Origin of the sequence: Microbispora sp. NPDC046973 (assembly GCF_040644495.1) — a bacterium.
In the GTDB taxonomy this organism is placed as follows: Bacteria; Actinomycetota; Actinomycetes; order Streptosporangiales; family Streptosporangiaceae; genus Microbispora.
The window spans coordinates 38272-60217 of sequence record NZ_JBEYWQ010000016.1 but is presented as its reverse complement, the minus strand read 5'-3'; the positions used below and the strand labels follow the sequence as shown (position 1 = coordinate 60217).

Annotated in this window: 23 protein-coding genes; 4 read left to right on the top strand and 19 right to left on the bottom strand. The window is 71.2% G+C overall.

Annotation, left to right across the window (positions count from 1 at the left end; all coding sequences use genetic code 11):
• Window positions 1-79 precede the first annotated feature (79 nt).
• From ABZ860_RS26695 to ABZ860_RS26660, 8 genes are all read right to left on the bottom strand, one after another.
• Window positions 80-1654: a fused response regulator/phosphatase gene (locus ABZ860_RS26695; protein ID WP_357225297.1), complete on the bottom strand. Its 1575-nt coding sequence runs from the start codon at window positions 1652-1654 to the stop codon at window positions 80-82.
• The gene (locus ABZ860_RS26690) at window positions 1647-3350 is read right to left on the bottom strand and encodes an ATP-binding protein (RefSeq protein WP_357225026.1); all 1704 of its coding nucleotides are present in this window, start codon (window positions 3348-3350) and stop codon (window positions 1647-1649) included. The genes ABZ860_RS26695 and ABZ860_RS26690 overlap by 8 nt, the downstream gene beginning before the upstream one ends.
• The gene (locus ABZ860_RS26685) at window positions 3350-4351 is read right to left on the bottom strand and encodes an ATP-binding SpoIIE family protein phosphatase (protein WP_357225023.1); all 1002 of its coding nucleotides are present in this window, start codon (window positions 4349-4351) and stop codon (window positions 3350-3352) included. The genes ABZ860_RS26690 and ABZ860_RS26685 overlap by 1 nt, the downstream gene beginning before the upstream one ends.
• 35 nt (window positions 4352-4386) lie before the next feature.
• Window positions 4387-4788 (bottom strand): ATP-binding protein, encoded by a 402-nt coding sequence (locus ABZ860_RS26680; protein WP_357225022.1) that lies wholly within the window; start codon window positions 4786-4788, stop codon window positions 4387-4389.
• Window positions 4785-5150 (bottom strand): STAS domain-containing protein, encoded by a 366-nt coding sequence (locus ABZ860_RS26675; protein WP_357225020.1) that lies wholly within the window; start codon window positions 5148-5150, stop codon window positions 4785-4787. The genes ABZ860_RS26680 and ABZ860_RS26675 overlap by 4 nt, the downstream gene beginning before the upstream one ends.
• The gene (locus ABZ860_RS26670; RefSeq protein ID WP_357225018.1) at window positions 5150-5992 is read right to left on the bottom strand and encodes an STAS domain-containing protein; all 843 of its coding nucleotides are present in this window, start codon (window positions 5990-5992) and stop codon (window positions 5150-5152) included. The genes ABZ860_RS26675 and ABZ860_RS26670 overlap by 1 nt, the downstream gene beginning before the upstream one ends.
• 71 nt (window positions 5993-6063) lie before the next feature.
• The gene (locus ABZ860_RS26665; RefSeq protein WP_357225015.1) at window positions 6064-6477 is read right to left on the bottom strand and encodes a Fur family transcriptional regulator; all 414 of its coding nucleotides are present in this window, start codon (window positions 6475-6477) and stop codon (window positions 6064-6066) included.
• A gap of 419 nt (window positions 6478-6896) precedes the next feature.
• Entirely contained in the window at window positions 6897-7388 is a 492-nt protein-coding gene (locus tag ABZ860_RS26660; protein ID WP_357225014.1) for an FABP family protein, read from the bottom strand.
• A gap of 118 nt (window positions 7389-7506) precedes the next feature.
• On the opposite strand from ABZ860_RS26660, the gene ABZ860_RS26655 reads away from it, so the two are divergent.
• Window positions 7507-7869 carry a DsrE family protein gene (locus ABZ860_RS26655; protein ID WP_169987347.1) on the top strand — a complete coding sequence of 121 codons (363 nt, stop codon included), beginning with the start codon at window positions 7507-7509 and terminating at the stop codon, window positions 7867-7869.
• A 22-nt stretch (window positions 7870-7891) separates the two neighbouring features.
• On the opposite strand, the gene ABZ860_RS26650 is transcribed toward ABZ860_RS26655, so the two are convergent.
• From ABZ860_RS26650 to ABZ860_RS26635, 4 genes are all read right to left on the bottom strand, one after another.
• Window positions 7892-8599 carry a glutamine amidotransferase gene (locus ABZ860_RS26650; RefSeq protein ID WP_357225012.1) on the bottom strand — a complete coding sequence of 236 codons (708 nt, stop codon included), beginning with the start codon at window positions 8597-8599 and terminating at the stop codon, window positions 7892-7894.
• The gene (locus tag ABZ860_RS26645; protein WP_357225011.1) at window positions 8589-9863 is read right to left on the bottom strand and encodes a MurT ligase domain-containing protein; all 1275 of its coding nucleotides are present in this window, start codon (window positions 9861-9863) and stop codon (window positions 8589-8591) included. Before ABZ860_RS26645 ends, ABZ860_RS26650 begins: the two co-directional genes overlap by 11 nt.
• Window positions 9864-9936: 73 nt before the next feature.
• On the bottom strand, window positions 9937-13026 hold the full coding sequence (locus ABZ860_RS26640; RefSeq protein WP_357225008.1) for an ATP-binding protein: 3090 nt from the start codon (window positions 13024-13026) through the stop codon (window positions 9937-9939).
• A 312-nt stretch (window positions 13027-13338) separates the two neighbouring features.
• Window positions 13339-15261: a hypothetical protein gene (locus ABZ860_RS26635; protein WP_357225006.1), complete on the bottom strand. Its 1923-nt coding sequence runs from the start codon at window positions 15259-15261 to the stop codon at window positions 13339-13341.
• Between the two features lie 145 nt (window positions 15262-15406).
• Here ABZ860_RS26635 and ABZ860_RS26630 point away from each other — a divergent pair, with 145 nt between their 5' ends.
• From ABZ860_RS26630 to ABZ860_RS26620, 3 genes are read left to right on the top strand one after another with little or no spacing between them, the layout of a single operon-like run.
• Window positions 15407-16063: a hypothetical protein gene (locus tag ABZ860_RS26630; RefSeq protein WP_357225004.1), complete on the top strand. Its 657-nt coding sequence runs from the start codon at window positions 15407-15409 to the stop codon at window positions 16061-16063.
• A complete protein-coding gene (locus ABZ860_RS26625) occupies window positions 16063-16740 on the top strand; it encodes a DUF4352 domain-containing protein (protein ID WP_357225002.1) in 678 nt (225 codons plus the stop codon). Before ABZ860_RS26630 ends, ABZ860_RS26625 begins: the two co-directional genes overlap by 1 nt.
• A complete protein-coding gene (locus tag ABZ860_RS26620; protein WP_357225000.1) occupies window positions 16737-17654 on the top strand; it encodes a hypothetical protein in 918 nt (305 codons plus the stop codon). Before ABZ860_RS26625 ends, ABZ860_RS26620 begins: the two co-directional genes overlap by 4 nt.
• Here ABZ860_RS26620 and ABZ860_RS26615 read toward each other — a convergent pair.
• The 7 genes from ABZ860_RS26615 to ABZ860_RS26585 form a co-directional block, all read right to left on the bottom strand.
• Window positions 17608-18954: a hypothetical protein gene (locus ABZ860_RS26615; protein WP_357224998.1), complete on the bottom strand. Its 1347-nt coding sequence runs from the start codon at window positions 18952-18954 to the stop codon at window positions 17608-17610. The two genes, ABZ860_RS26620 and ABZ860_RS26615, sit on opposite strands and share 47 nt — an antisense overlap.
• A 30-nt stretch (window positions 18955-18984) precedes the next feature.
• Window positions 18985-19419, bottom strand: coding sequence for a type II toxin-antitoxin system VapC family toxin (locus ABZ860_RS26610; RefSeq protein ID WP_357224997.1), 435 nt, complete (start codon window positions 19417-19419; stop codon window positions 18985-18987).
• Window positions 19409-19636 carry an AbrB/MazE/SpoVT family DNA-binding domain-containing protein gene (locus ABZ860_RS26605; protein WP_357224994.1) on the bottom strand — a complete coding sequence of 76 codons (228 nt, stop codon included), beginning with the start codon at window positions 19634-19636 and terminating at the stop codon, window positions 19409-19411. Before ABZ860_RS26605 ends, ABZ860_RS26610 begins: the two co-directional genes overlap by 11 nt.
• Before the next feature lie 113 nt (window positions 19637-19749).
• Window positions 19750-20049, bottom strand: coding sequence for a DUF1416 domain-containing protein (locus ABZ860_RS26600; RefSeq protein WP_357224991.1), 300 nt, complete (start codon window positions 20047-20049; stop codon window positions 19750-19752).
• On the bottom strand, window positions 20049-20888 hold the full coding sequence (locus tag ABZ860_RS26595) for a sulfurtransferase (RefSeq protein ID WP_357224990.1): 840 nt from the start codon (window positions 20886-20888) through the stop codon (window positions 20049-20051). Before ABZ860_RS26595 ends, ABZ860_RS26600 begins: the two co-directional genes overlap by 1 nt.
• Window positions 20885-21295 (bottom strand): DUF4395 domain-containing protein, encoded by a 411-nt coding sequence (locus ABZ860_RS26590; RefSeq protein ID WP_357224987.1) that lies wholly within the window; start codon window positions 21293-21295, stop codon window positions 20885-20887. Before ABZ860_RS26590 ends, ABZ860_RS26595 begins: the two co-directional genes overlap by 4 nt.
• A gap of 173 nt (window positions 21296-21468) precedes the next feature.
• Window positions 21469-21834, bottom strand: coding sequence for a thioredoxin family protein (locus ABZ860_RS26585; RefSeq protein WP_357225295.1), 366 nt, complete (start codon window positions 21832-21834; stop codon window positions 21469-21471).
• Window positions 21835-21946 lie beyond the last annotated feature (112 nt).

Sequence of the window (21946 nt, the reverse complement as noted above, 5' to 3'; positions counted from 1 at the left end):
CAAGGCTATTCGGTCCCGTGCGGCCGGCGTGGCGGCGGCAGGCCCGCCTGTGGACGACGCTCGGCCTGTGGACGACGCCTCAGAACGGCACGCGGCGGACGGCGACCAGCGCCACGTCGTCCTCGCGGGCGCCGAAGGTGGCGATCAGCCGGTCGCAGAAGCCCTCCAGGTCCTCGTCCACGTTCTCGGACTGCTGCCGGGCGATCTCCAGGCTCTCGTCGAGCAGTTTGTCGCGGTCCTCGATCAACCCGTCGGTGAACAGCAGAACGGTGGCGTCCTCGTGCAGCCGGACCCGGTCCACCCGATACCGCTCGTGGGCCACGCCGAGCAGCAGGTTGCCGAACCGGTGATAGGCCGCCCCCTTCCCGGCCAGCAGCGGCGGGATGTGCCCGGCGTTGACGATCTCGCTGTCCCCCGTCGCGGGATCGATCAGCATCAGGCAGACGGTCGCCGTCATGCCGGGGTGGTAGCGCAGCAGGACGGCGTTGAGCAGGCTCATCGAGCGGGCGGGATCGACGGCGTCGATCACCGACGCCCGCAGCGCGTTGCGCAGTTCCGCCATCACGGTGGCGGCGTGCAGTGAGTGGCCCTGCACGTCGCCGAGCGCGACCAGGACCCGGTCTCCGAGGGGCAGGACCTCGTAGAAGTCGCCGCCCACCTCCACGTTGTCCACCGCCGGCTGGTAGCGCACGCTGATCCGCAGGCCGGGGATCCGGGGGATCTCGGCGGGCAGCAGGCTGCGCTGCAACGTGAGCGCGATCATGTGCTCCTCCGCGTAGGCGCGGGCCGCGTCCACCGCCAGCGCCAGCGCCTGGCCGAGCTGCCGCAGCAGGCTCAGCTCCTCGCCGTCGAGCGGCGATCCCGTCTCCACTCCGAGGAACACCGGCGGCCGGCCCGTCTTCGTACGGCACAGCACGCCCGACACGCGCGCGACGACGTCGCTGTCGGGGACGACGCGGGCCCAGGTCGCGTTGTCGATCTCGAACGTCTGCACTCCGGGGCACTCGCCGATGGAGATGGTGCTGAGCCGGTCCAGGGTGTCGGGATGGACCGGCCGTGCCGTCGAGCGCTCTCCCGGCCGGGCGGAGAACCTGCGCACTCTCCCGTCCGGCGGGATCGCCAGCACCCGCGAGTAGCGCTCCAGCAGGCGGGAGCAGCCCTCGGCGGCCGCCGACAGGAGCCGTTCGAAGTCCTCCGCCTGGTTCATCTCCAGCGTGATCTCGGCCAGCTCGCTCAGCCTGGCCGCCATCCGCTCGGCACGCTGCCGGGCCCGGTAGTAGCGCAGGGTCGCCCGCACCGTCGCGGCGAACTCGTCGGGCTGGATCGGCTCCGACAGGTACGCGTCGGCCCCGCGTTCCAGCCCCTCGGCGCGGTCGGCCGGGGTGACGGCGTTCCCGGACACCTGGATGACCGGAATCGAGGCGGTCTCCGGGTCCGCCTTGATCTTCTCGCACACCTCGATGCCGTCCACGTCGGGCATCCGTACGTCGAGGACGACCAGGTCGGGCTTGAGCGCGCCGACGACGGCCAGCGCCTCCTCACCGCCGCCGGCCTCGACGACCCGGTGCCCGCCACGGCGCAGCCAGCTCGCCAGGATGTAGCGCTTGGTGGGGACGTCGTCGACCACCAGCACCGTCGCCGCGGCGTCAAGCATGAGCCCCACTTCCGTCACCTCCCACGCTCCCGGCCTTGTCGCGTACGGCCTCCCGGATCGCCTCCAGGAGCTGGTCCCTGCGCAGTCCGTGCTTCGACAGCATCGGGTGAGACGCTCCCGGCTGCTCGGCCACCACCGACACGACGACCGCCGGGATGCCGTGCAGGACGTCGTCCTCGGCCATCCTGTGCAGCAGCGCCGTGCCGTCCAGGCGCGGCATGAGCAGGTCGACCAGGACCACCTCCGGCGGCCGTTCGCGCATCAGGTCGAGGGCCTCGATCCCGTCGGCCGCCTCGTCCACCGCGGCCGCGAACCCGCAGAGCATCCGCCGGGCCACCGCGCGGAACCCGGCGTCGTCGTCGGCCACGAGCACCCGGCCCACCTCCGGGCTGGCCACGCGGTGCGGCACCCGCAGCATGGCCGTGGTGCCCTCGCCCGGCCTGCTCGCCAGCTCCAGCGTGCCGCCGAGCGCCTCCGCCAGCCTGCGGGCGTACGGCAGGCCGAGGCCGGTGCCCTTCGCCTTGAGCTGCAGCGCCCCGGGCACCTGGAAGAACTCCTCGAAGACGCGCTCCAGGTGCTCGGGGGGAATGCCCACGCCGGTGTCGGCGACGGTGAAGACGACCTCCGCCGTCGCGGGGTCCGCGACGGCCGTCAGCCGCACCTCCCCGCACTCGGTGAACTTCAGCGCGTTCGACAGCAGGTTGCGCAGGATGGTGGTCAGCATGGACTCGTCGACGAACATCTCGCCGATCTCGCCCGACACGTCGACCGACAGCGTGACCTCGTCGGCCCGCCCGGCGGGCTGGAGCGTCATGCGCAGTCCCTCGGCAAGGGCGATCACGTCCACCATCGACGGGTGCGGGTCCAGCCGCCCGGACTCGGCCTTGGCCAGGTCGAGCAGCTCCCCCACGAGCGCCAGCAGGGTCTCCGCGGAGGTGCCGATGAGGGTGATCTGGTGCTCCTGCTCCCCGGTGAGCGGCTCCGCGCCCGAGCCGAGCAGCAGCCGCACCAGCCCGATGATCGAGGTCAGCGGCAGCCGCAGCTCGTGGCTCACGCTGGCCCAGAACCGCTGCCTGGCCTCGGCCGCCTGCCGGAGCTGGGACGACTTCTCGTCCAGCTCGGCGTAGAGCGCCACGACGCCGCGGTTGGTCTCCTCCAGCTCGGCCGACAGCTCGTTGTACAGCGCCAGCACGCCCTGGTTGGTCTCGGCCAGCTCCGCGTTGAGCCGAAGCACCTCCTCCAGGGTGCCGGCCAGCTCCTTGTTCTGCTCACGCAGCACGTCCAGGGCCGTGCTGGACGGCGACAGACGGGCCAGCTCCTCGCGAACGCCGTCGAGCGGCCCACGCCTGCAGTGCTCGGGCACCCGCTTCACCAGCGTGACGCGCCTGTCCTCGGCGGAGAGCACGATCTCGTCGACCATGCGGCCGGCCAGCTTCACACCCTCGCTCTCCCGCACATCGGCGCGGTCGAGATAGTCCACGGTGATGACCAGCCGGTCGCCGCGCAGGTGGAAGACGACGGCGCTCCCGGAGCCCCGCGCCAGCACCTCACGGCCGATCTCGCTGAGCGCCGTCGCCACCCGGATCTGATCCTGGGATTCCAGCCCGACGAGTTCGGCGATCTGGCGGCCCAGCTGCCGTACGGCGAAGACGTCCTGGTCCCTGCTGATCTCCGCGCGGGTGAGCACCTCGCCCATCACTGCCCCTGTCTGACGGTCACGACGCAGGCGTCGTCCCTGCGGCTGCCCGCGTCGCGCAGCAGGGTCGCGCCCACCACGGCCGGGGAATGGGCGAACAACCCGGGGAAGGAGGCGGGGTCCCAGCGGTCGGTGAGACCGTCGGAGTGGAGCACCACCGTGGCGTGCGGCGGCAGCGCGTACTCGTACTGCCGGGGACGCCTGCCCTTGTGCCCGGCGATGCCGGGCAGCGAGATCATCCCCTGGCGGCCCTCGGCGTGGGCGATCCAGCCCGAGATGTTGCCCAGCCCGGCGAACGTGACGCTCTCACGGCCGACCCGCACCACCGCGACCGCTCCGCCCCGAGTGTGGCCCAGCCCCCGGTGCAGGCGTTCGAGGGCGGCGGCCGGAAAGGCGTGCGGATCCTCCATGAAGATCCGTACGGCCTCGCGGGAGGCGTGCGCGGCGAGGCCGCCGTGGCCGAGCCCGTCGCAGACGAGCACGCTGATCGCGTCGCCGTCGTCGGCGAAGGCGAAGGAGTCGCCGCACACGCTCTCCTCGCCGATGGGGCGGCGCAGCCCGCTCACCCGCAGCGGCGGGCCGGGCAGGCCGTCCGGGGTGAAGTGCAGGACCAGCACGGTTCCCCTGCCGGGCACCGAGTAGACGTCCCAGCCGGTGGCCATGCGGGCGATCGCGCCGAGGCCGATGCCGAGCGTGCCCGAGGTGGAGTAGCCGTCCCGCAGGGCGCGGCCGAGGTCGGCGATCCCGGGGCCCCTGTCGACGGCGACGAGTTCGACCGCGCCCGGCCTCTCCACGTGGGGGCGCACGAGCACGGCGCCCTCCACCGCGTGCTTGACCAGGTTGGAGACCGCCTCGGTCACCGCCACCGCGACCTGACCGGTGCGGTTCTGGTCGAATCCGGCGGCCGTGGCCAGCGCGACAGCAGTCCTGCGCACCGCGCCGATCACACTCGGGTCGGCGGTGGAGACCCAGACGTCCTCGTGCCGGTGCGTCATCGTCATGTCACCGCGTCCACTCGATCACCGCGTCCACTCGATCACCGGGCCCACTTGGTCACCGTCACGCGGGTGCCCGCGCCGGCAGCGGACACGACGTCGAACTCGTCCACGAGCCGCCGCGATCCGCTCAGCCCGAGTCCCAGCCCCCCGGCGGTGCTCCAGCCCTCGGTCAGCGCCTGCTCGACGTCCGGGATGCCCGGCCCCTCGTCGGTGAAGACGAGCCGCAGGCCCGGCCGCCGTCCGCCTTCCAGCACCTCGATCAGCACCCGGCCGCCTCCGGCGTGCACGAGGGCGTTCCTGGCCAGTTCGCTGGCGGCGGTCACGACTTTCGTCTGGTCGACCAGGGAGAGCCCTATCTCGGCCGCGAGGCTTCTGACCTGCTGACGTACGACTACGACGTCACCGTTGGTGGCGATGGGCAGCTCCCGGGGCGCGCTCACCCCACGGCGCCCCTGACCTGCTCCAGCATCGCGACGCCCTTCTCCAGGTTGAGAGCCGTGCGCACGCCGCCGAGCGACAGCCCCAGCTCGACCAGCGTGATCGCCACCGCGGGACGCATGCCGACCACCACGGTCTCGGCGTCGAGCATGCGGGTCATCGCGGCGATCGTGGAGAACATGCGGCCGATGAACGAGTCGACGATCTCGACGGCCGTGATGTCGATGATGACCCCTCGCGCACCCGAGGAGACCACCATGTCCGCCAGGTCCTCCTGCAGGGCCAGCACGCTCTGGTCGTCCAGGTCGATCTGGATCGAGACGATCAGGATGTCGCCGAGCTTGAGAATCGGCACACGTTCCATCAGGCGCGCTCCGCCCTGACCGCGACCCGCGTCCGGGCGGCGCCCGTGATCTCCACGCCGCTCCGCCCGAGCGCGTACGCGAGCGCGTCGGCCAGCGAGGCCTTGGTGACGATGTCGCCGAACTCGATGCCGAGCGTGACGATCGTGTGCGCGATCTGCGGGCGGATCCCGGAGATCACGCACTCCGCGCCCATCAGGCGGGCCGCGACGACGGTCTTGAGCAGGTGCTGCGCGACCTGCGTGTCGACGGCGGGCACGCCGGTGATGTCGATGACCGCGTGCTCGGAGCCCGTGTCGACCAGGGTCTGGAGCAGCTTCTCCATGACGACCTGGGTGCGGGCCGAGTCGAGCGTGCCGACGAGCGGCACGGCGACGATGCCCTCCCACAGCTTGACCACGGGGGTCGAGAGCTCCAGCAGCTGCTCCGTCTGGTCGAAAATGATCCTCTCGCGGGCGGCGGTGTAGGTCTCGAAGGTGTACAGGCCGAGGTCGTCGACGAGCCGGGAGAACCACACGAACCCGCGTAGCGCCTCTGGGCCGCCGTCGGTCTCGGCCACCTCGTACAACGCCTCCTTGAGGGAGAACACGAGCCGCGCGGTGTCCGAGGGCGTGTGCCCCTGCCGGACACGGGCGCGGGAGAGCTCGGCGAGCAGCCCGCGTACGTCGGCGAAGTCTCCGTCCTCGCTGCTGAGCGCGGTGCGCAACGCCTGGTAGAGGTCACGGAGTTCGTCGGGAGACGCTCCGGACAGTTGGGTCCACCGCTGGAGCAGCCGCTCCTCGCTGGACAGGAAGAGATCGACTATGCGCCGCCTGGCGGCCTCCGCGGGAACGGTCACCCTCATCTCCTGACGAATCGGCGTAGTGCGCCACTCGTCACGCTACCGGCCTCAATGCCCAAAACGGGCCATAATACTCAAACCCGGCATTTGCGACAATTCCCGAAGACGGTGAGATGGCGGACGTCGGTGGCGAAGCCCAGCTCGGCGTCGAGGGCCGAGACGAGGCCGTCCACCAGCTCCGGAGCCACCTCGGTGACCTCGCCGCAGCCCCGGCAGACGAGGTGGACGTGGTCGGCCTCGGAGGCGAGGTGATAGGTGGGAGCGCCGTGCCCGAGATGGGTGTGGGTGACCAGCCCGAGCTCCTCCAGGAGCTCAAGGGTCCGGTAGACGGTCGAGATGTTGACGCCCCTGGCCGTCTGCTGCACCCGGGAGCAGATGTCCTCGGGTGTGGCGTGTCCCAGTTCGGTGACCGCTTCCAGCACGAGCTGGCGCTGGGGAGTGATCCGGTAGCCGCGGGCCCGCAGCTCCTCGTGCCAAGTCTCGGCCATGCCCAGAGTGTAAGTGGCGCCCGGCGAAACACGCCCTACGCCGGCCGCTCCCTCGTCGTCCCCGGGACATTCCCCCGCCGCCGCGCGGAGGGGCGCGAAGTTCATCGCATTAATCGTTTGCCCGCGCGCGGGGCCCTCGCATAGCGTGAAGGCACGCAGAAGGGAGGTGGTCCAAACAATGGTTGATCATTCTTGGGCTAGCGAGGTGGCTGTCCGCTAGGACTCGTCCATCTGGACCTTCCGTCTGGATGTCGGACGACATCCTGGCGAATCCTCGACAGACACCGGAACCCCGGGCAGCCGGCGGCCGTGGACGACTTCCGTCCCCGGCCATGGTCCAGCCGGCCCGCCTCGTCAGGAGGCGGAGCGCGCCCGGGGTTCTTTCTTTTCCCCGTCCTGCTCGTCGAAGCTACTCGTCGCTACTCGTCGAAGTCGCCGACCCGCTTGAGCTCCGCAGAGGCGTGCGACTGCAGCGGGTGCCCCATCGCCGCCATGTCGTAGGCGTACATGAGGTTGCCGTTGACCAGGCCGTAGAGCCGGTGGCCCGAGTTGTACTCCTTGGCCGTCGTGGTCCGCGCGACCACGTCCGTACGCAGCTCGATCTTGTGGAAGACGACCTCCCCCACGTAGATCTCCACGATGCCGGTCGGGTGCGCGAGGCACACCTCGATCTGGCGCTCGGGCTGGATCCGCCAGAACCCCGTCTCCGTGGACAGAGGCCGGACCTTGTTGCCCTCGCCGTCGAGCAGCCACGTGCGGCTCTGGTAGGTCAGGAACGGCTTCCCGTTGTGCCCGAAGACGATCTCCTGGCCGAAGTTGGCGCTCTCCATGGTGGGATAGCCGATCACCCCGGCCCCCTCCCAGCGGCCCAGGAGGAAGGCGATCGGCTCGAGGTCGGGATGTACGTCCATGGAGACGAGCTTAGAGGCGCGCGAGCGGCCCCTCGCACCATGCGCGGCAGGCACGGATTGCCCAACTTGTACGGCACGCGGCGGCGCACCGCCCACCCCGGCGGACTAGGCTTCGGACATGGCACGATCACTGGTGATCAAGGTGACGGCCGGGGCGGACGCCCCGGAGCGCTGCAATCAGGCGTTCACGGTCGCGGCGGCCGCGCTGGCGAGCGGTGTCCCCGTCTCGCTGTGGCTGACCGGCGAGTCCTCGTGGTTCGCGCTGCCGGGCCGGGCCAAGGAGTTCACCCTGGCCGAGGCCGCCCCGCTGGAGGACATGCTCGACGCCGTGCTCGCCGCGGGCAGGGTCACGCTGTGCACCCAGTGCGCCGCCCGCAGAGGCATCACGGTGGACGACGTGATCGACGGTGTGCGCATCGCCGGGGCCTCCACGTTCGTCGAGGAGGCCCTGGGCGAGGGCGTGCAGGCGTTGATCTACTGACCGGCCGGGAACCGCCGAGCGATCAGCTCGGCAGCACCGCGCGCAGGCGTTCGTCGCGCAGCGCCTGATACCAGCTGTCGTCGATCGGGGGCAGCGGTCCGGTCACCCAGCTCAGCAGCAGGTCGGCCAGCGCGGGGTTGCGGGCGAGCGCCGGCCCGTGCAGGTAGGTGCCGATGACGCGGCCCGCGTAACAGCCCTCGGTGCCGTCGCCGTTGCCGGTGCCGACGAGGGTCCGCGACAGCGGGCGCACGCCGGGGCCGAGTCTGGTCACGCCCATGTGGTTCTCGAAGCCCGTCAGTGTGGGCAGCCCCAGCGCGGGGTCCACCTCGGCGGCCAGCTCGCCGACGGAGCGCCGCTCGCCCCGCCCCGAGCTGATGTCCAGCAGCCCGATGCCGGGCACCGGCTGCCCTTCCTCGCCGCCGAACACCGTGCCCATGATCTGGTAGCCGGCGCAGACCGCCAGCAGGGCCGCGCCGCGCTCGATCGCGGCGTGCAGGCCGCCGTCCCGGCGCAGCCGCTCGGCCCCGAGGATCTGCGGCCGGTCCTCGCCGCCGCCGATCAGGTAGACGTCGCCCTGGCGCGGCACGGGGTCGGAGGAGCGTACGTGGACGGTCCTGGTCGGGATGCCCCGGGCCCGGGCCCGCTGCTCCAGCACCAGGACGTTGCCCTGGTCCCCGTACGTGCTGAGGAGGTCGGGATAGATCCAGACGATGGACAATTCAGACTGCACGGCCGAACTCCGCTCGGATCTGCTGGAACGCGGTGTAGTTGGCGATCACGTCGATCTTGCCGGGCGCGAGGAGGGCCACCGCCTGCTCGAACGAGTCGCAGAGCTGGAAGGGGACCCCGGCCACGGCCAGCCGCAGCGCGAGGTCGAGACGGCGCTCGCCGGTGACGAGGACGGGCCTGCCGCGCAGGATGCGGTAGTCGACGTCCCACAGCCATGAGGTGTCGCGGCCGTCCGGCCCCTGCGCGTTCACCGACAGGATGATCGGCAGCGCCGGGTCGGCCACGTCGAACGCCTCCAGCCAGCCGGCCGGGTTCTTCGCCAGCAGCAGCCGCAGCGACCGGCCGTCCCGCTCGACGGTCGTGTAGCGCCCGGCGACGGAGGTGACCATACGCAGCCGGGGCAGCGCCCGGGCGGGGTCGAGGCCGAGGGTCTCGGCGACCGCCAGCGCCACGGCGGCGTTCGCCCGGTTGGCCTGCCCGGGAAGCTGGAGGTCCAGCCGCCAGTGCTGGCCCCGGGGGTCGGTCACGTACTCCCCGTCGAGCACCCAGCTGGGCTCGGGCCGGTGGAAGGTGCACTCACGGCACGCCCAGTTGGTGTCGGCGAGCTGCACCGGGGTGAGGCTCTGACCGCCGTTGCCGAACCCGGCGCGGTCGAGCGGGCCGCCGCACTCGGGGCAGCACCAGGAGTCCTCGCGCCAGCGCTGCCCCGCCGCCACCCATGTGACCCGGGCGGCGGTGGACGCGCCCCAGGTGACCAGCGGGTCGTCGCAGTTGGCGATCACGTGCGCGGGCCGGCCCGCGAGGGCGCGGCGCCACTTCTGGGCCAGCAGCCAGATCTCGGCCGCCCGGTCCATCTGGTCGCGGCTCAGGTTCATGAGGCAGACGATGCCGGCGTTGGTCGTGTCGAGGACCTCGGGAAGGTACTTCTCGTCGACCTCCAGCACGCCGTACGGCGCGTCCTTGTTGGAGGCGAGCGCCGAAACGTGCCCGGCCGGCATGTTGGCGCCGAAGGCGTTCGTCGCCACGTCGCCGAGCTCCTGCAGCGCCGAGGTGATCAGACGCGTCGTCGTGGTCTTGCCGTTCGTGGCGCTGACCAGGACGAGCTTGCGGTCGGCCGCGAGCTTGCGCAGCAGGTCGGGCTCCAGCATGAGGCCGACCCTGCCGCCGATCACCGAGCCGTCGCCACGCCCGGTGGCCCTGGACAGCGTCGCGGCCGTGCGGCCCAGGGCGCTGGCGAGCTGCGCCCGCAACGGAAGCTGACTCATGCCGCGATCCTAGTGCCCCTCCCTCCGATCCTTGCCTGTAGCGTCGCCCAGAGCGGCACCGGCCGCGTGCATGTCACGATCCGAAGGACAGCTCCGCGGGGGTGTCGCCGTCGAACGGCAGCACGAACCGGCGCGGCCAGGACAGCACGGTCTCCAGCCAGCCCGCGCTCATCGTCTGGGCCACGTATTTGACCCGCTCGCGCGGCTCGACCCCGATGGCGACCGTCGTCACGTCACGCTGGATGCCCTCGTGCTCGTCGTCGCCCAGGATGACCCGCCAGGCCAGGGCGCGGTTGCGGTCCACCTCCATCGACAGGGGGTGGTGGCGCAGCGCCTTGGCACGGTGGCCGAGCAGCTCGGTGCGTACGCCGACGGCGACCCCGCCCTCGGCCGGCTCGGCGCCGTTGACCCCCTGGTGGGGGTACGGCCGACCGGCGGGGTCGGTGCCGAACAACGGATACTCCATCGCCGGGGCCGGGCTGCGCAGGTTGGGCGCGGGATGCCCGAACGGGAACAGCCGGTCCACCTCGTGCAGCCAGCGGACCTGGGGAATCACCCAGGCCGCGCCCGGCCGCTCGCCCGCCCGCATCGGCGGCTCGCTCCCCCCACCGTCCGCCTGGCCCGCCGCGAGCAGCCCGGCGGCGACCTCGGCGGCCTTCTCGGTGAGCAGCGCGGGGTCGAACCACGTCCGCAGCGACCAGGCGCGGCGCGCCACCGACCGCTCGACCAGCGTGGCCAGCAGGCACTCGCGCCGCTTGGCCGGCAGCTCCGCCCAGATGTCGGCGAGCACGCGCGGCACACCCGGCAGCGACCGGTTCGTCACGAACGCCAGGACGACCGTGTCGGTCCAGATCCGCAGCCACGCCCACTCCGGGGCCACCGCGAGCAGGTCGGCCTCGCGCAGCTCGACCAGCGTGCACGCCTTCCCCGTACGGCACTCGCGCCCGCAGGCGGCCGAACGGCGCCCGCAGATCGGCGGCACCGGGCCGAGCGTCTCGCGCTCGCGGTCCTCGCCCAGCGGTACCTGGACGCGCAGCGGGCGGTCCATGCCGTCGGCGAACACCGCGGCGAAGCCCGGCTGGAGCGACACCACCTGGCGCGACTGGTCCTCGCTCAGGTTCATCGCCGCGCCGACGAGCGCGCGGTCGTCCTCGGCCGGGAGCCGGTGCACCACCTTGAGCGCGGTGTTCTTCACCACGTCGGAGACGAGCTTGGTGGGGATCTGCTCGGCCACGATGATGCCCTCGCCGTACGCCCTGATCTCGGCGAGCATCCCGGCCAGCAGCTCGACGGCGTGCGTGGAGGCCCGCTGGGAGCCCCGGTCGCGCAGCAGCCGGTGGGCCTCCTCGATGACGATGACGTGCCGCAGCCCGCCGACGCCGTCCTCGGCCCGCGGTTCTGAGCGGGCGCGCATCCGCAGGTGCTCGACGATGCGGATGATGAGCGTGCCCATGAGGAACGCCTTGTCCTCGTCGTTGGCCACGTCCTCGATCGCGAGCACGACGTTGCGCTGCAGCAGGCCGCCGATGTCCGCCGGGTGCCCGCCCTCGAAGAACCGGCCCGCGCTGCCGACGCGCAGACTGCGCAGACGCAGGCTGATGAAGCCCTCGACGTCGGCCTGGACCTCGTTGCCGTACCCGATCTCCTGGATGACCTCCAGCGCGTGCTGCTGGAGCTGCTCCAGAGTCGGCACGGCCGGCTGCACGGCGGCCCCCGGGATGCCCCCGCCGGTGACCACGTCCCAGCCGTTGGCCTCGTAGACGCGCTGCAGCGCCAGCGACATGATCTGCGGGAACGGCTCCTCGGCGTCGAAGGCCGCCATGAACAGCGCCCTGACCATGTCGATGTGGGCCTGCACGGGGTAGCCGGGCTCGGGCGCGAGCGGATTGACGCTGATCGGCACGTTGTCGGGCGCCGACGGGTTGATGACGGTCAGCGGCGCCAGGTGCTCGACCCGGCCGGCCATCGCGGCGTACTCCGACTTGGCCGGCTCGATCGCCAGCCAGGGGATGCCCGCCTTGGTGAGCTGCTCCAGCAGGTGACGCACGGTCTGCGACTTGCCCGAGCCCGTGGCGCCGGTGACGAAGGCGTGGCGGTTCAGCGTGGCCAGCGGCACCCGGAACGTTCCGACGGCGCGGTCCTGCCCGTCGACGATCGCGCCGAGGTCGACGGTCTCCGCCGAGCCCTCGACCTCGGCCTCGCTCGTCACGTCGAAGAAGCCCGCGTCGAGCACCCGGACCCCCGGCACCTCCCGGCGCGGCAGCCCGGCGAGCGCGGCGAGCGCCCCGGCCGTCGCGGCGAACGGCGCCGCCGCGCCGTCGGCCGAGTCCTGCAGGTTGACCGCCAGCGCCTCACCGAAGCCGTACACGGACTCGCAGGTGCCGTCGCCGGTCAGGGCGGGCAGCGACATCGCGCTGCGCAGCCGGTAGGGGTGGTGGCTCATCTCCACCGAACCGACCAGCACCGGCGCGATCTGGCGCAGTTCGTCGGGGCCGGCCGCGCCGGCGAGCACCCGGACGTTCCACAGGCCGGCCTCGCGGAAGGCGTCGAGCTCCTGCATCCTGCGCTCGGCCCGCTCGGCGTCGAACCGCGACCGCTCCGAGGCGTCGCCATACTGGCGCAGCACGTTGAGCTGGGTGCGCAGGTGGGCCACCTCGGCGTCGAGCAGGTCGGTCGGCTCGGCGACCACCACCCATGCGAACGGCCGGGACATGAGCGTGACCAGCGTCGACTCGAACAGCGTGGGCCGCTTGGTCTCGTCGGGCTCCGGCTCGCGCCTGCCGTACAGCGGCGGGGCCTGACGGCCGGGGCACGGCGTCCAGACGAGGTCGGCGAGGTCGGCCAGCCACTCGTCGCCGATCTCCACGCCGCGCGCGCCGCCGGGGAACAGCAGCGGCTGCGGGCCGGTGACCGGCGGCTCAGGCGTGGTCGCCGCCCGCTTCGGCGGCTTGGGCGGCGTGAGCGGTCCCGCGTTGGTGATGAGCTCCAGCGGCGCACCCGAACCCCGCGACAGCCAGCCGATGACGAACGGCCGGTTGCGCTGCGCGGCGGACAGGACCGCGGGGAGCACCGTGACGAAGTCCCACTCCGCGGACGAACTACGCGATGGGGCGGTGATCGCCTGGATCCGGTACCACGGCCCGCTCAGGGGAAACGGCTGCATCAGACCCCTCAGGTGACGACGAACAGGGGAGAGACTCCTTCAACGATCACGCCCGCACACCCCGGTTGACGATGCCCTTACCGACAGCGGACGGTGTCATGGGCGCGTACGACGTTTCGGGAGCGGTCATGACCGCTTGCGCCAGTCGAGGCGAGGCGGCGGCGGGCCGACCGTCGGAAAGCGCAGCGGGGGTACGTCGGGCAGCGGACGGCGGCGTGCTCATGACCGCTTGCGCCAGTCGAGGCGAGGCGGCGGCGGGCCGACCGTGGGAAAGCGCAGCGGGGGTACGTCGGGCAGCGGACGGCGGCGTGCTCATGACCGCTTGCGCCAGTCGAGGCGAGGCGGCGGCGGGCCGAGGTTCGGGGGTACGTCGGACAGCACGGGCTCCTCCGGCTCCGGCTCGGGCTCCGGGGGCGCGAGGGCGGCCCGGCGGATCTCCTCGAACTCCCCCAGCGTCGTCTTGGGGAAGGTGAGTATCGCCGGGTTCGCGTCCGCGAGGCGCACCTGGCGTCCCTCCGCCGTCGAGTAGGTGACGATCACGGAGGTCGTGGGGAGCTGCTGGAGCTGGTGCGGCTCGACCAGGAACTCCCGCGACCGCTGCAGGACGCCGTCGGCGACCGTGGGCGCGCGCCGCCCCCACTCGGTCGACTCGGTGATGTCCTCCCGCAGGTCGCCCTCGCTCTTCTCCTCCCCCTCCGTACGGCTGTCGCCGACGGTGGAGGTGTAGAAGCCGCTTGGGCCGTTGACCGCCGAGCTGAACGTCTCGGTGAGCTGGGCGAGCTCCAGGCGGTGCTCGGTGCCGACGTGCTCGCTGGCCACCCGGGCGTCCTCGGCGTTGCCCAGGCGCATGAACGCGACGGCCGCGTGCCCTCGGCCGAGCCGCTCCCGCACGGTCGGCGTGAGACTGCGGTAGGTCAGCACGAGTCCCGTGCGCGAGGTCTCGCAGGCGTCCATGAGCCGGTCGAGCACGTCGCCGCGCAGCTTGTCCGCGCCCGCCACGATGATCGTGTGATACCAGGGCCGTTCGCTGGCCGGCGACTGGCGCAGGATGTGCGTGAGCGCGGTCGCGACATAGGTCCCGAGCACCCGGTTGCCGAAGACCCCGGCCTGCCGGTCCATGCTGACGACCCGCAGCCGCGCGGGCGGCAGCCGTACGGCCTGGGATCCCAGCGTCTCCAGCTTGCGCAGCTGCGATTCCAGCGCCCAGGCGCGCTCGATGACCACACGGTCGGCCACGCCCCGGCCGAACAGCGTGCCGATGCGTTCGAGCTGCGACGCCGTGAGCAGGCCGCCCTTCATGTCGTCGCGTGGGTCGCCCACCTGCGCGAGCGCCCGCAGGGCGGCGGTGACCTGGCTGATCGTCGCGTTCTCGCCCAGGACCTCGAGCACGCGCTCCAAAATCGCGTTGTCGAAGCCGATGTCCCTGCTGGTCTCCTCGCTGACGCTCACCACGTGGGCGAGCACGTCGGCGAACGCCTCGGGCTTGAGCGTCGCGCCCAGGTCGAGCCGGGGCAGGTCCACCGGGAGCACCCAGACGAGCGGGTCGTCCCCGCCCCTGCGCGCCAGCTCGATCAGGTCCTTGGCGATCGCGCCCTCCGACAGATCGAGCACGGTCAGGTGGCCGCCGCTGTAGAGCCGGGTCGCGCCGATCAGCGTGACCAGCGCCGACCAGCCGGTCAGCGTGCCCCCGGCGACGTCGACCCGGTCGATGTCGTCGGGCACCGCCACGGCGTACCAGTTGATCTGCTGGTCGAAGCGGTTCTTCTTCTCGGCCCAGTCGCGGTATTTCGCGGCGTGCTCCTCCTGGGCCGTGACGATCTCCCGCTGGCGGCGCTCCTGCTCCCGCAGCGCCTTGCGGCGGCGCTCGTCGAGCCGCTCGTTGACCGTACGGTCGCCCTGGCGGATGGCGTAGGTGCAGATGGCGGCCACGCCGCCGGCGGCGACCACGCCCAGCATCACGAACGACCAGGTGAGCAGGCCGGTCACGCCGAGGACGAGGATCCCCGCGGCCACCACGGCCATGAACGTGCGGAAGATCCGGACGGGGCGGTTGAGCAGGTCCTTCTGGAGCCGCTCGCGGTGGATCCACTCGGTGTCCACCGGAGGCTCGGTGACGTCCTCCCTGGCCGGCCGCTTCGGCGGCGGCCCGGGATCCGGGTACAGCAGCGCGTACTGCCAGCCCAGGTAGATCCGATCCGCCTGCAACTGGGCATGCTCGGGGTGCGGGTCGCCCACAGGCCCTCCATGTCCGCCTCGGTCACAGCGTAGGAGCTGGAAGCCCTGTCAGGGCGGGCTTCTCGCCATTCGGACGCATTTCCGCGCGGGGGGTCGAACCATTGCGACCAATGGGGCAACTGTGGTCGTACTACCATCGCTTGCCATGACGTCATCCCCCAATGGCGCCCGTCGACGACGCCCGGTCCTCGTCCCGGTCGCTCTCGCGCTTGCCGTAGTGGGCGTCGGCGTCACCGCCGCCTTCGGCGGCTTGAAGGAGGCCCCGGACAAGCCCCCGTCCACCGTCTCGCCGGGGGACACGATCGACCAGGGGCAGTTCCGCACGCAGTTCATCAAGGCGATCGACACCACCGAGAAGGGCGACTTCGGCGACACCAAGCGCTATCTGGAGCTCGTCCTCAAGGTCACCAACATGGGCAAGGAGACCGCCTCGATCGGCGTCGTCCCGGAGTCCGGGAAGTACTCGCCGTTCGGCTCCTTCGCCGGCTCTCTCCTGCGGACCCGTCCGGAGATCAAGACCAAGTACGGCCCCCAGGTCTCCGTGCTCAGTCTCGGCGTCGAGAGCCACCAGCTGCATCCCGGCATCACCACCACGGTCGTGGTGAAGTACGAACTCGAGCCGACCGCGACCGCGCCCCCGGAGATCAGCCTCGACGTGGGCTCGTTCGTGTACGAGCAACTCGGGCTGCTGAACCAGGGCTACGCCTGGCAGCTCGCGGGCGCGTACAAGGACGACAAGGGCCCCTTCGAGCCCGAGGTGGCCACGCAGATCACCCTTCCCGTACGGAAGGAGAGCAGCTGATGGCGGTCACACAGACGGAGCGCCGCACCTCCCGTCGCGCGGTCCGCGCCAAGCCGCCGAGGCGCGGTGTGGGGCGGCGGATCGGCGCCGGAGTGGCCGGAATCGTGCTCGCGGCCGCGGCGGTCTACGTACAGCAGAATTTCGCGATGCCCTTCGAGCAGCGCACCTCCTACCTGACCTACAAAGGCCGGGTCGGCGAGACCGTGGAGACCAAGCGCTTCACCGTCAAGGTCCTGTCGGTAACGGCCGCCCGCACCGTGGACACCACGGACTACTCCAACAAGGTGTCCAAGGTGGCCACGAGCAACCTGTTCCTCCTGGTCGACGTCTCGGCGACGAGCGCACGCGAGCCCTTCAAGCTGAGCAGGCTCGGTCCCCCCGTCCTCCTGACGGCGGACGGCCGGCGCTATCAGCCGACGGACAAGGTCAGCGACGCGCTGACGCTGTTCAACAAGTACATCCAGCCCGGGTTCTGGTCCAGCGGGCTGCTCGTCTTCGAGGTGCCCAAAGACGCGGTGCCGGGCGCCGACCTCGTCTTCGTCCCTCCCGTCAGCCCGCTGGTAAGCGACAACTACGCGCCCGAGGCGCAGATCGACCTCGGGCTGTCCGGCGCCGCGGCCGACCGGCTGACCTCACAGCCGGAGGACCATTACTCACTCGTGAGCCCGAGCCGATGACCGAGACCCCCATGGACGGAACCCCGCCGAGGAACGGCCCGGACTCCCGGGACTGGTTCGCTCCCCCGGCCGAGCAGCTCTCCGACATCACCTACAGCGGCCCGCTGCCCCGGCCCATGCCGATGGCGCCGCCCTCCGTGCCCATCCCCGGCACGCTGAAGCCGCCGACGGACCTGCGCGTGTGGCCGCCTCCCGAGCCCGAAGGGGAGGACAGGTCCACGCAGCCCTTCCCCGCGCTGCGGACGAACCGGCAGCCGCCTCCCCCGGCGCTCGCGCCCGTTCCTCCCTCCCCGGAGCCGTCCGCCGAGGCGCCCGCGGCGTCCTCGGTGCCCGCGGTGCCGACAGCGCCCAGGCGGCGTACGGGCCTGCTGGTGGGGGGCACCGTGCTGTCCGTCGTGCTCGCCGTCGCCGCCCCCACGCTGTTCGGCTACCAGGCCTACAAGTACGGCCGCCCCGACGACACCGTCCACGTCGTGCAGCCCGGCCAGGCGGGAGTCTGGCAGCACGTGTCGTGGCGGGCCACCGTGGAGAAGATCAAGGATCCCACCGGCAAGCCGGATCGATCCGACCGCCAGTGGTTGAAGGTCGTGGCGACCAGGACCGCACTCGACGCCGAGGGCGCCATCCGTCACGGAGAGCCGGCGGAGGTCAAGTTCACCGACCGAGCCGGGCGCACATGGCAGGTGGAGATGGTGAACAACGAGACGCCGCCCGACGTCAAGGACAACAAGATCGGCACGCCGTACCGGCTGGAGATGATGGGCGTGGTCCCGCCCTCCGTGGCCGACGAAGTCGAGGTCGTCCTGCGGCCGAGCAGCTACCGGGACGTGCCCGGCCAGTCCGCCGCGGACTTCGTGAAGGACGCCTTCACCTCGCCGGAGAAGGACGATCAGGTTCTGCGGTTCCGCCGCTGACCGCCGCTCCGTCGTTCGCCCTGGCCCGCGCCCGCGTCGCGGCCAGGTCGAACGTGGCGGCGATCAGGCACATCGTCACCAGGGTCACGACCAGGTCCACCACGTAGACGACCGGCTCGCCGGTCGCGAACCACAGGTACGGTTCCTCACTCGCGGTGAGATAGCGGCCGGCCCTCAGAAGATAGTCGCCGCCGATGTGCAGGCCGACGTAGCAGAGGGCGAACAGCCCGAACAGCGCGGCGCCGCCGCGCGCTGTCAGACGCAGGGAGTTGAGCAGCGGGATCCATCGAGCGGTCCAGCCGGCGCTCAGCTTCGCGAGGGCGAGACGCGTCCAGTTGTGGGTGCGCTCCAGGTGGACCGCCGCCTGCTCCAGGCGGGTCCCTCTGATCGTGGTCCGGGTGTCCTCCGCGTAGGCGCCGTAGACCAGGATGCCGATCGTCAGCCACGTGAGCGGGATGGCGAGGGCGTCGATGACGTGCGGCCAGACGTCACCCAGCCACTCCGAGACCTGCTTCCATCCCGGTACGCCGTCCTCGGCGCTGGCGGCGAAGTCGTGCCAGGCGGCGACGGCGGACCGGTGGCCGATCCAGTCGGAGCGCGCCCCCACGGCGGAGGCGATCGCGTTGAGCCCGTAGAACGCGAACGCCAGCTCTCCGAACGTGGCGAGTATGCCGGAGAAGCGGCCTTCTCCCGCCTCGTGACGGCGGCCGAAATACCACTTGACCACATAGGCGACGGCCATCGTCGCCAGGGAGACCTTCGGATCGAGGTTGAGCAGCCCGGCCGCCACCCCGCTGTCGTCGCCGCTGCCGGCGTCGAGCACGTACCGGTCCGGCTGGCGCAGCATGTCGATGCCGGAGAACTCCCGAGCGTCGTCGGCGACGAAGCCCCAGGTCGTGTAGATGCCGGCGAAGACGAGCGCGGTCCGGTTGAGAGCGTTCAGCAGGCTCTCCTTGGCCTCGCCTCCCGCGCGCCGGGCCTGGGTCTCCAGCAGCGCCTCGCGGACGACGTACAGCATGCCCACGGTCGTGGCGAGGGACGTCATCACGACGAGCGTGAACAGGAACATCGTCAGGACCAGCCGGGCCTGATACCACGATCCGTGCGAGACGGTCGCGGCCAGCAGGAGGAGCCCCCAGCGAACCAGCCGTCCTGCCGAGAACCAGAGGATCAGCGGGAGGGCGCATTTGGCGAGGATCCGCAGGGCGTTCAGCGGCAGCGCGTACGGCGACAGCGTCCAGGAGGCCCGGCGCGGCGCGGCATCCTGGCGAGGGGCGGCAAGTGCGGACGTTCCGGACACCTGCCGCATGTTATCGGCTCTTGCTCCTCCCTACGGCGCGATGAGCTCGACTGTGGGGAAGTAGGTCCGATATCGGGCGGTGTCGCGAGTGAGCAGCCGGTATCTCCGCACCGCCGCGTGCGCGCCGATGAAGAAGTCGGGCAGCGGCGACCTCTTCTCACCCCCGCGTCTGCGATAGGCGAGAAAGGCCTTCCCTGCCAGGAAGGCGGCCTCGAAGGGCACGTCCTCGCGCTCGTAGTCCTCGGGTGGCAGCGCCTCGTTCACGCTCTCGATGCTGTCGTAGCCGATCGACACCTCGGAATACACGACCGGGTTGACGACCAGCCGTCCTTCGTCCAGAGCCCGCGCCAAGGCGTCGGCAGACCAGGCCGCCCACTTGGGGTCGTCGGTGGCGACGTCGAGCAGGACGCAGGAATCGACGAGGGTAACCCGCTCACGGACGACACGCAGGGTGCTACTCGTCACGTAGCAGTCCCATGATCTCGTCGGTCGTCATAGACGTCGTCGCACTGCCCCGGAGCCGCTGCGCGGCGCGCTGACCCCGTGTGCTGCTGCTTTCCCGGCGCACGATCTGCAGGGTGTTGCCCACCTCGATCACATCGACCTCGTCACCGGGATGCAGGCCGTACTTCTCGCGAATCTCGGCGGGGATGGTGACCTGTCCCTTGCTGTTCAGCCGCATCGCGCCCGTTCCCGTCACGTATTACAGGTAGCACGTAATACTAGCCGCCGACAGGAAAACCGAGAAGGCCGGTGCGTTCGCGGAACGCACCGGCCTTCGGTAGAACGGGTGGATCAGACGGTGACCGAGAGCTGGGCGACCTCGCCGAGCTTGGCCTCGACGGGGACGTCCTTGGTGACGCCACCGCCGGCGATGATGCGGACGGTCCACTGGCCGGGCGCGGCGAAGAAGCGGAAGATGCCCTCGTCGGAGACGACGACCTCACCGGTGAACTCGCCGCTGTGGTCCAGCAGGCGGGCGTACGCCGTGCCGGCGCCGGAGACGACGCCCTGGATCACGGCCTGGTTGGACAGGTCGATGCCGGCCGGCAGCGCGACAGTCTGCTCAGGAGCAGCGCAACCCTGGATGGTCATCAGCGGGCCTCCCCCAGCTCGATCGGCACGCCCACGAGCGAGCCGTACTCGGTCCACGAACCGTCGTAGTTCTTGACGTTGGGCTGGTCGAGCAGCTCGTGCAGCACGAACCACGTGTGCGCGGAGCGCTCGCCGATGCGGCAGTAGGCGATGGTGTCCTTGGAGAGGTCCACGCCGGCGCCCGAGTAGAGCTCGCGGAGCTCGTCGTCGGAGCGGAAGGTGCCGTCGTCGTTGGCCGCCTTCGACCACGGGATGTTGCGGGCGGTGGGCACGTGGCCGCCACGCTGCGCCTGCTCCTGCGGCAGGTGGGCCGGGGCGAGCAGCTTGCCGGTGAACTCGTCGGGCGAGCGCACGTCGACCAGGTTCTGCTTGCCGATCGCGGCGACGACGTCGTCGCGGAAGGCGCGGATGTCGTTGTCGGGCTCCTTGGCCGCGTACTGGGTGGCCGGCCGCTCGACGACGTCCGTGACCAGCTCGCGGGACTCCAGCTCCCACTTCTTGCGCCCGCCGTCGAGCAGCTTGACGTTCTCGTGGCCGTAGACCTTGAAGTACCAGTAGGCGTAGGCGGCGAACCAGTTGTTGTTGCCGCCGTACAGGACGACGGTGTCGTCGTTGGCGATGCCGCGCGACGACAGCAGCGCCTCGAAGCCGGCCTTGTCGACGAAGTCGCGGCGGACCGGGTCCTGCAGGTCGGTCCTCCAGTCGATCTTCACGGCACCGCGGATGTGACCCTTGTCGTAGGCGCTGGTGTCCTCGTCGACCTCGACGAGCACGACACCCGGCGTGTCGAGGTTGGCCTCGACCCAGTCGGCGTCCACCAGAACGGCGGAGCGGCTCATTGGATTCTCCCAGGTTGTAGACGGCGAATGAGCAGGTACATTTCGCAGCCCAGGCAGAAGCCGAACGCTGCGTTGAGGAAGGCGGCCAGCAGTGCCGCTGCTGTCGCACCCAAGGCCAGTGGGGTGATCCCCGCCGCGAACCCGATCAGTCCCACCACCGCGAACCCCAGCCCGACCGCCTGCGCGAAGCGCGGCGGCGCCGCGTCCTCCGTCTCGGCCGGCGGCCCCAGCCTCGGCCGCACGAACCGGCGGAAGACCAGCCCGTACGGCGACGCGTCGACGGCGCCCAGCGCGAAGACGATCGCCTGCGCGGCGAGCAACCATGGGTTCTGCGTGACCAGTACGACCGCGAGGACCGCAGTGGTCACGGCCGCGCCGAAACGCGGGCCACGAGGGTCGATCTGCATCGTGGGGATGCTCCTGAAGGATTCATGGAACGCGGCACGAAGCCGCAGGAATCACCCTCAGGCCATGCGACAGAGCGAGGTCGCGACGCGGCAGAAGTCCACCGCGCGCCGCTTCGTGAGCAGCTCTGTCGTGGGAGTCATGACCACGACAGTACCTTCCGTCTCGGCATCTGTCACACCTTGTCCGATGGCTGAGACGGCCCGTGAGACGCGCCGTCCACGGCCGCGCCGAGAGCGGCGATGACGTCGGCCTTGCGCGGCTGGCCGGACGCCCTCTTCACCACGTTGCCCGCACCGTCGAGGACGAGCACGGTCGGGGTGCGCAGGACGTCGAAGCGCCTGACCAGATCGAGGCGTGACTCCGCGTCGATCTCCACGTGCCGGACGCCGGGGACCAGGCCTGCCACCTCGCCCAGGATCCGGCGGGTCGCGCGGCAGGGCTGGCAGAACGCGGTCGAGAACTGCACCAGGGTGGCGCGCTCGCCGAGGTCGACGCCGAGATCGCCACTCGTCACCGGGGCGTGTTCCACGACCCGCATCCTTCCGTTGCGCCGCTTGAGGACCAGCCCGAGGACCACGCCCAGGACGAGCGTGGCCACGAGCGTCGCGATCCCTGTCATCACCGTCTGCAACCGTACGCCCGGCGCGGCT